The sequence below is a fragment of the Pirellulales bacterium genome, from assembly GCA_019694455.1.
Classification (GTDB): domain Bacteria; phylum Planctomycetota; class Planctomycetia; order Pirellulales; family JAEUIK01; genus JAIBBY01.
In genome coordinates this window covers 1-7,749 of sequence record JAIBBY010000102.1, presented here as the reverse complement: position 1 = coordinate 7,749, position 7,749 = coordinate 1, and the positions used below count along the sequence as shown (strand labels likewise).

Annotated in this window: 4 protein-coding genes; 1 reads left to right on the top strand and 3 read right to left on the bottom strand. The window is 62.5% G+C overall.

Annotated features, from left to right (window positions below):
* Positions 1 to 994, bottom strand: a 994-nt coding sequence (locus tag K1X71_20735; protein MBX7075575.1) for a CinA family nicotinamide mononucleotide deamidase-related protein, incomplete at its 3' end; no start/stop codon positions are given.
* A gap of 133 nt (positions 995 to 1,127) precedes the next feature.
* Between K1X71_20735 and K1X71_20730 the strand changes: the two genes are divergently transcribed.
* Complete coding sequence (locus K1X71_20730; protein ID MBX7075574.1) at positions 1,128 to 5,378, top strand: ThuA domain-containing protein; 4,251 nt, start codon at positions 1,128 to 1,130, stop codon at positions 5,376 to 5,378.
* Between the two features lie 29 nt (positions 5,379 to 5,407).
* On the opposite strand, the gene K1X71_20725 is transcribed toward K1X71_20730, so the two are convergent.
* Together K1X71_20725 and K1X71_20720 are read right to left on the bottom strand one after the other, a co-directional pair.
* On the bottom strand, positions 5,408 to 6,844 hold the full coding sequence (locus K1X71_20725) for a M48 family metalloprotease (protein ID MBX7075573.1): 1,437 nt from the start codon (positions 6,842 to 6,844) through the stop codon (positions 5,408 to 5,410).
* Positions 6,845 to 6,870: 26 nt separating this feature from the next.
* Positions 6,871 to 7,749: tRNA-dihydrouridine synthase (locus tag K1X71_20720; protein MBX7075572.1), on the bottom strand; the 879-nt coding region annotated here is incomplete at its 5' end.

Genomic DNA, 7,749 nt, shown 5'->3' with positions numbered 1-7,749 from the left:
CGCCATGTTGTTCCAACAGGTGAGGCGGAACGCCGAGCGCGGACTCGATTGCGGCGGCGCTGGTTACGACAACGCCCCCCAGGAATCGCTGTTGCGGTTGGTCCAGGCTGCTGAGTTCCTGGGCGATCAGACCGCCAGTGCCCCACTCGGCGCTGGCGAGCGTCAATTGTTTCTCGGCCAGCAGGCGATGGACGGCGTGTTCGAGTTCGTCTTCTTCCTCGCCATAGACGATGTCACCGAGACATTCGTGGATGGTGGCAATGGTGGGCGCCATGGCGGCCAGGCAGTCGTCTGGAGAGGCGCCGGCCGCCGTAATGCGCAGCGTGATGACGGCGCCGCTGACGGTGATGCCGACCGATGGGTCGCGCCCGCGGCGGATGATGTCGGGGAGCATCTGTTCGAGGTGGCTCTCGCCGACGCCAAAACACTTGATGCGGCGGTGACGAATGACTCGGCTGGCGCCGACCAGGGCGGCGATGGCGGGTTCGACGGTGGCGCGCCACATCTCCATCATTTCGGCCGGCACGCCGGGCAGCGCGAAAATGCGACTTGGGCCGCGCCCGGTTCGCGCGATATCCATATCGATGCCGGGCGCCGTGCCGTTGGGGTTGGGGATGACGCGGCTACCTTCGGGAAAAAGCGCCTGCACCTGGTTCTTTTCCGGCATGTCGCGGCCGAAGCGGGCGAAGAGCGCGCGGATGTATTCGAGCACTTCCTGGTTCAGCACCAACGGGCGCCCCGCCATAGCGGCGATCGCGTCGCGCGTGAGATCGTCCGCCGTTGGCCCCAGCCCGCCAGTGGCGACGATGACATCGGCGCGCTCGGCGGCGGTTTGAAAGACTCGAACATTGGCGTCCAGATCGTCGGCGACGGTGGAGTGATACAGGACGCGCACACCGAGTTCGCCGAGGCGCTCGCTCAACCATTGGCTGTTGGTGTCGAGCCGTTGGCCGCTAGTCAACTCGTCGCCGATCGATATCACTTCGGCCTGCATGATGCGCCTCGGGTGCTGGGGTAGCCGCGCTTGATGACTCACGGCCTGGAGCAGGTTTATCATGGTAGCCGGTTGTGGGCCTTGGTACAGGCATCGTGCGCCAAGGTCGCGGAATCGCAAGGAGATGGCGCGAATGATTGGTCGGGCTGGCGTGCTCTGGCGGTTGGGCGTTTGTTTGCTGGGCCTTTGCTTTTTTGGCTCGGTGGCCAATGGCGGACAGACAAAGCCGAAGCTGCGCGTGCTGGCGCTGGGGGGCTCTGGCGGCAGCCATCGCACGGCCGAGATGATCCGTCTGGCGTCGCCCCGCTTGGCGAGCGCCGGCGTGGCGCTCACCTACTCGGAGGACGTGGCCAGCACGCTTGGCGACGAATCGCTGGCCCATTGCGATTGCCTGTTCATTTATAAGGACGACGGCGAGTTGCCGCCCGAGGCGGAGCGGTCGCTGCTCGCTTATCTGCGGCAAGGGGGCGGGTTAGTGGCGGTCCATTGCGCTTCGCACGCGTTTCGCAATAGCGACGCCTACACGCGCCTGATTGGCGGAAGGTTTCATCATCATGGGACGGGGGAGTTCCGGTCGGTCGTCGTCGACGCTCAGCATGCAATTACGCAAGGTTGGCGGAACTTTTCAACCTGGGACGAAACGTACGTTCACGATCAGCTTGCCAATGACAATCGTGTGCTGGCGGTGCGCGCGGAGGATGGCGGATACGAGCCGTACGCGTGGGTGCGCGGGCTTGGTCGGGGAAGGATCTTCTACACGGCGCTGGGGCACGACGAGCGCACCTGGGGCCAGCCTGAGTTCACCGATTTACTGGCGCGCGCAGCACGTTGGGCCGCGGCAGCGGCCGACGAAGCGCCGGCGGCGGAGGAGTTGTCGGTGGAGCAGTACACGCATCGCGCGTTGACCACCGAACCGCCCCAGCCACTCGCGCCCGAAGACTCGATGCGGCGCATGCACCTGCCCGAGGGATTCGCAGTGCGTTTATTCGCCACCGAGCCGGACATCGTTAAGCCGCTCACCATGGCCGAGGATGAACGCGGAAGAGTATGGGTGGTCGAGAGTGTGGACTATCCAAACGACGTGCTGGAACCATTTGCCGGGCATGATCGCATCAAGATTTGCGAGGACACCGATGGCGACGGGCGCGCCGACCGATTCACGGTGTTTGCCGACGGGTTGAATATTCCGACGTCGCTATTACCGTATCGCGACGGGGTGCTGGTCGCACTGGCGCCGCACATTGTTCATCTGCGCGACACCGATGGCGACCTGGTCGCCGATCGGCGTGATGTGCTGTACACCGGCTTTGGCAAGATGGACACGCATGCGGTACACAGCAATTTTCGCTGGGGAATGGATAACTGGGTGTGGGCCACGGTGGGCTACAGTGGCGGCGAGGTGACCGCCGGCGGCGAAACGCACCGCTTCAAACAGGGGGTGATTCGATTCAAGCCCGATGGCTCCAAGCTGGAGGTGCTCACCAGCACCAGCAACAACACCTGGGGATTGGGTTTTCGAGAAACGGGGGAGGTGTTTGTATCGACCGCCAACAATCAGCACTCGGTGCATCTGGCGATTCCGAACCGCTACTTTGAGCAGGTGCGCGGCTGGCACGGCATGGGTTGGGCGGAGATCGAAGACCATAAGCAGATGCACCCCGTTGGGCACGACCTGCGGCAGGTCGATTCGTATGGCGGTTACACGGCCGCTGCCGGACAGACGATATACACGGCGGCGCAGTTTCCGCCAGCGTATCGTGATCGCGCAGCGCTGGTTTGCGAGCCGACCGGCCACCTGGTGCATATCGATTGGCTGACGCCGCGCGGCAGCGGCTATGTGGCGAGGGATGGATTCAACCTGCTGGCGAGCGACGATCCGTGGACGGCGCCGATCGAAACGCAGATGGCGCTCGATGGATCGGTGTGGATGATCGATTGGTACAACTACATTGTGCGGCACAACCCGACGCCGCCAGGATTTGAAACTGGCGCCGGTAACGCCTATATCACGCCGCAGCGCGACAAATCGCACGGGCGCATTTATCGCATCCATTATGGCGATGCGCCGCCAGCGGCGGCCGGGCTGGCGAGCGACAATGTCGCCGGGCTCATCGCAGCGCTGGCTAGCGACAACATGGCGGCGCGATTGCACGCCCAGCGATTGCTGTACGAACGTGGAAAGACAGACATCGCGGCTCAATGGACGCAATTGGTCGCGGCCGATGGCGTGGCGGCGCCACACGCGTTGGGACTGCTGACCGGGCTGGAAGTCGAACGGCGTGAATGGAGTCAGGCGCTGGATGCCGCGCTACGGTCGAAGAAGACGAGCGTACGGATGGCGGCGCTCGCGGCGCTAGCGCGCGACGCAACGTGTGTGGAGCGATTGTTGGCCTCGGGAGCACTTGATGCCGAACAGCCAACAGTTTGCCTGGCCGCGCTATTGACCTTGGCCGAGATGCCGGCCTCGGACGACGCGGCGCGGGCGTTGGCCGGCTTATTGCGTCATGACGCAGTGGCCAAGGACCGCTGGCTGCCGACGGCGGCCATTGCCGCGGCTGCCCGTTGTGATCTGGCGTTCTTGTTAGCCGCCGCTGTTCGGGACAAGACCGCAGCGCCGCCGGCATTGGCGGAGGCCGTTCGAGTGGTCAGTCGGCACTGGGCCGCCGGCGACGATCACGCAAGGATCGGCGAACTAGTTGTTGCGCTGTCGTCGAGCGAACCAGCAATCGCGGGGGCGGCAATCGGCGGCCTGGCTGGTGGTTGGAGTGGCCGCGAGGCAGTTGAGTTGAACGAGGAGCAACTTGGCGCGTTGAATCGACTGATGGGACTCGTCGACGTGGAAGGCCAGCTCACGTTGGCGAAATTGACCCAGCAATGGGGGATCGGCGACGCGTTCGCCGAGCAAGTGCGGCAGGTCGAAGCGAAGCTAGTCGAGCAGGCCGCCGACGCCGAGCGGGATGACGACAAGCGGATTGAGGCGGTGCGACAATTGGTCGCGATGGCGCGCCATGATGAAGCGCTACGACGGCTGACGGACTTGATTACGCCGCGATCGTCGCCTGCGCTGGTGGCTGGCATACTGGACGCGCTGGCGACCAGTTCGCGCGCGGAGATTGGCGAACTGTTAATTGAATGCTGGCCACGGCTGACGCCCACCAGTCGCACGCAGGCAGTCGCCACGCTCCTGCGGCGCAGCTCATGGACGGCGCGGTTGCTCGACGCCGTAGCCCGCGGCACGGTTTCGGCCGACGACCTGAGCGCCGACCAATGGCAGAACCTGGTGCATCATCCCGAGGCCGCGCTCGCCCAGCGAGCGAAGAAGCTATCGGCCGGCAACAACCGGTTACCGTCGGAAGACCGCCAGCGCGTGCTCAGCGAGTTGTTGCCCATCGCCGAGCGGCGCGGCGATGTGACGCGCGGCAAATTGGTGTTCGAGCAGAACTGCGCCAAGTGCCATCGGCACGGCGACCTGGGCGAACGAATTGGACCCGACTTGACTGGCATGGCTGTACGTCCACGAGCCGAGATATTGACCGATGTCCTCGACCCCAATCGATCGGTGGAAGGTAATTTTCGGCAGTACGTGGTCACCACGACCGATGGCCTGATCCTCACGGGACTGTTGCTCGCGGAGACCAAGACCTCGGTTGAATTGCTCGATAGCCAAGCAAAGCGGCATGTGGTGCAGCGCGACGAAATCGACGAGTTCGCGGCTTCGCCGTTGTCGGTGATGCCCGAGGGGTTCGAGAAGTTGCCAGCGGACGATTTGGCGGCGCTACTCGAATTCTTGAGCGTGAAGGGGCGGTTTGTGCCGCTGTCGATCGCCAAAGCGGCGACCGCGATCAGCACGCGCGGCATGTTCTACAGCCGAGAGGCTGACGCCGAGCGATTGGTGTTCGACGATTGGGGAACGAAGCGGGTCGACGAGGCGCCGTTTCAGCTTGTCGATCCTCAGGGGGATCGCACGGAAAATATCATTCTGTTGTATTCGCCGGCTAGCGAGATGTGTCGGCGCCTGCCGACTTCCGTGACGCTGGATTGCAACACCGCGGCCACCAAGATTCACCTGCTGTCAGGCGTGAGCGGTTGGGGATACCCGGTCGGCATGAAGGGGAGCGTGAGCCTGATCGTGCGATTGCACTACGCGGACGGCTCAACCGAGGATCACGAACTGAAAAATGGCGAACACTTCGCCGACTACATTCGGGTGGTGGATGTGCCGAAGTCGCAACTGGCGTTCAAGCTGCGCGAGCAGCAGATTCGCTACTTGGCCGTTGCGCCGGCGCGGCCCAAGGAAACCATCGCCAAGATTGAGTTCGTGAAGGGGCCGGATCAATCGGCGCCGGTGGTGATGGCGGTGACGGTGGAGCGGGACGAGAATTAGCGCCTGCAAACAATATACTCTTAACCGGCTCAATTGCCGGGGAATTGAGCCGGCGCTGAGGAGTTGGCAGCTTCCCAGTAGGGAAAAATCTCCTGGATCGGAGCGATTGTTACCAATGACAGGTCACCGCCCAAAAGCTCGTAATAGCGAGCGCGGGTAACTGCTCGGCAAAGCCCCTCAAAATCGACGATCAATCGATATGCCTCGGCGCGATCAGTCAACAAAGCAGGCGGGTTGGTCTTGCGGAGGTCATACATCGTGTCGCGATAGCTCGGATGTGAGTCGAGCAATCCTGCGCGTTCCGTGGTTAATCGTTCCTTGAGGGCCGTAATGTGATCCGCGGACAGGTCCGCGACGCAGATACGGAATAGCTCTGGCAAATTGTCCGGGAGCGTACGTCGTTCCAGAGATTGCGACAAGGACCGATCCACGCTGCGCTGCGCCATAGCTCCCTTGTTGAGCCAAAGCATTGTTTCTGCAAAGGCAACGGAGCCGACAAGCATGGCTTGTCGGCGATAGGCATAGCGCTCCATCTGTCTGGAGACGGCGGCAACCATTAATTCGGCAATAGAATGCAACGTTACAAGCAACGCTTGAGCTAGCCCCAAACCCATGGCGATGACGGCGCGAACGAAGCGTTCGATACGCCATTGCGCCCTTAGCACGGATTGCAACGTGACGTCGTTGCGCTGTTCGGCGACAAAGCGCACCCAATTCGAAAGCCACCTTCCGAGCACGGTGAGTCGAAATGATTGCCGCTGGTCAAAGTGCGTCATCTCGTGGGCGATGATACCCGCGATCTGAGTTGTCGATAGATTACGAAGCAACGGCAAACCGATGGTCAGCACCATCTGTTTTTGCCGGATCACGTCGCTCAGTCGGTGGCCGAACGAAGCCGACGCGTTGAGCTCGCAATCAAACTTTAAGTGAGTTGGCATTGGGCTGCCCTGCGCAAGGCTGATTTCGCGCGCGATCGCTTCGATGAGGGGATATCGACGGATCGGAAAGATTGGAAACACATCTGGCGACGCGCGATAGAAAAGCCAGGGAATCGGCCGCAGCAAGAACAGCACGACAACGCAACCGGCGGCGAACAGCGCGATGTCCAACACGCTGAACGCCCCCAATTGCGACGTGCCGAGCCGAATCAAGAGGAAGGCAGCGGCCCCGACAATCGCTAGATAGCCGATAGGCAGCGCCAGTAGGGTAAGAGTCGCCAGCATCACGGCGAGTCGATAGCCATTTGAGATCTTGCGATCGGGTGTCGACTTGGCGAGCGCGGCGCGAAGTTCTTTAGTGAAGCTAGCGAGATCGAAAGGCGCTTCGAATTGTTGGGGAGCGGCGACAGAGACCTTTGGAATGACGAGTCGCGAATGACAACCGCCGCACTTGGCAGTTCGACCTGCCAATTCTTCGCGGACACGAAAGCTGCGACCACATTCCGTACACTGAACGAGGATTGGCATTCGTCTGTCCCTGTAGCACGAGTTACTTACTCCGCGTCGAGTTCGCTTGACTCGCCGCAATTGTCGTCGTCACCGTTCGCGGCAGGAACAGCTTCACTTTCTTGCGGAAAATATCGTTCGACAATCTGGTGGAAGGCCTGCGCGTCGGCGGCTTTGGAGACATAGGTGCGAAACTCGCGCGCGCCGGGGCGCCCTTGCGCGTAGCAGCAGGCGTACTTGCGCATCAGGATGGTCCCTTTTTCGACGCCGAAGCGGCGGACCACCAGATCGTAGTGTGTCAGAAGCAGGGCGCGCTCCTCGGCCAAGGTGGGGTCGGCGGCGATTGGTTCGCCGCGCAGGGCCGACTGCACTTGGCGAAACAGCCACGGTTTGGCGAGCGCCGCGCGGGCGATCATGACGCCATCGACCGGGTAACGGCGAAACACCTGCAGCACCGCTTCAACCGAAGCCAGATCGCCGTTGCCGATCAAGGGGATGCGTTTGAGATAGGGCTTGATCTCGGCAATCCGTTCCCAGTCGGCCGTGCCCTTGAAGTAGTCTTGGGCGGTGCGGCCGTGGACGGTGAGCGCGGCGCCGCCGGCCCCTTCGACCACTTGCGCCACGTCGATGGCGTTGATGCGATCGCGCGTGCAGCCCAGCCGAATCTTGGCGGTGACCGGCGTGGGGGCGCAGGCCTGGGCCACTCGCGCCACGATCGCCGCGACCCGATCAGGATGCTTGAGCAGATACGATCCGCTGTGCGCTTTTTCGGTGACTTGCTTCACAGGGCAGCCGAAGTTGATGTCGACCACGCTGACGCGAAACTCGTGCGCGAGTTTGGCGCCGACCTCGGCGAGAATCGCCGGGTCGTTGTCCCAGATCTGCACGGCCAACGGTCGCGGTTCGTCGGCCACGCCCCACAGGCG

Coding starts and splice junctions, on each gene's coding strand:
- K1X71_20730 (MBX7075574.1), top strand. CDS start 1,128: ATGATTGGTCGGGCTGGCGTGCTCTGGCGGTTGGGCGTTTGTTTGCTG.
- K1X71_20725 (MBX7075573.1), bottom strand. CDS start 6,844: ATGCCAATCCTCGTTCAGTGTACGGAATGTGGTCGCAGCTTTCGTGTC.